Origin of the sequence: Sediminibacillus massiliensis, from assembly GCF_900156915.1 — a bacterium.
In the GTDB taxonomy this organism is placed as follows: domain Bacteria; phylum Bacillota; class Bacilli; order Bacillales; family Amphibacillaceae; genus Sediminibacillus_A; species Sediminibacillus_A massiliensis.
The window spans coordinates 1-1226 of sequence record NZ_LT732532.1 but is presented as its reverse complement, the minus strand read 5'-3'; the positions used below and the strand labels follow the sequence as shown (position 1 = coordinate 1226).

The following is a 1226-nucleotide window of genomic DNA, read 5'->3' as shown; positions in this document are numbered from 1 at the left end:
GACACAGGTAGGCGAGGAGAGAATCCTAAGGTGAGCGGGAGAACTCTCGTTAAGGAACTCGGCAAAATGACCCCGTAACTTCGGGAGAAGGGGTGCTTCTTTTGCGAGAAGCCGCAGTGAAAAGGCCCAAGCGACTGTTTAGCAAAAACACAGGTCTCTGCGAAGCCGTAAGGCGAAGTATAGGGGCTGACACCTGCCCGGTGCTGGAAGGTTAAGGGGACGCGTTAGCCGCAAGGCGAAGCGTTGAACCGAAGCCCCAGTAAACGGCGGCCGTAACTATAACGGTCCTAAGGTAGCGAAATTCCTTGTCGGGTAAGTTCCGACCCGCACGAAAGGTGCAACGACTTGGGCACTGTCTCAACGAGAGACCCGGTGAAATTATACTATGCGTGAAGATGCGCATTACCCGCGACAGGACGGAAAGACCCCGTGGAGCTTTACTGTAGCCTGATATTGCATGTTGGTACAGCTTGTACAGGATAGGTGGGAGCCTTAGAAGCCGGAGCGCTAGCTTCGGTGGAGGCGTCGGTGGGATACCACCCTGGCTGTACGGACATTCTAACCCAGGACCGTGATCCGGTCCGGAGACAGTGTCAGGTGGGCAGTTTGACTGGGGCGGTCGCCTCCTAAAGAGTAACGGAGGCGCCCAAAGGTTCCCTCAGAATGGTTGGAAATCATTCGCAGAGTGTAAAGGCAGAAGGGAGCTTGACTGCGAGACCTACAAGTCGAGCAGGGACGAAAGTCGGGCTTAGTGATCCGGCGGTGCCGTATGGAAGGGCCGTCGCTCAACGGATAAAAGCTACCCCGGGGATAACAGGCTTATCTCCCCCAAGAGTCCACATCGACGGGGAGGTTTGGCACCTCGATGTCGGCTCATCGCATCCTGGGGCTGTAGTCGGTCCCAAGGGTTGGGCTGTTCGCCCATTAAAGCGGTACGCGAGCTGGGTTCAGAACGTCGTGAGACAGTTCGGTCCCTATCCGTCGTGGGCGTTGGAAGTTTGAGAGGAGCTGTCCTTAGTACGAGAGGACCGGGATGGACACACCGCTGGTGTACCAGTTGTTCCGCCAGGAGCATAGCTGGGTAGCTACGTGTGGAAGGGATAAGTGCTGAAAGCATCTAAGCATGAAGCCCCCCTCTAGATGAGACTTCCCATCATTTTAAATGAGTAAGATCCCTCAGAGACGATGAGGTTGATAGGTCCGAGGTGGAAGCGTGGTGACACGTG

General features: G+C 55.7%; 1 rRNA gene. It reads left to right on the top strand.

Features of this window, described 5'->3' with window-relative positions:
* Positions 1-1226, top strand: a 23S ribosomal RNA gene (locus tag CZ434_RS00060); the annotation flags it as partial.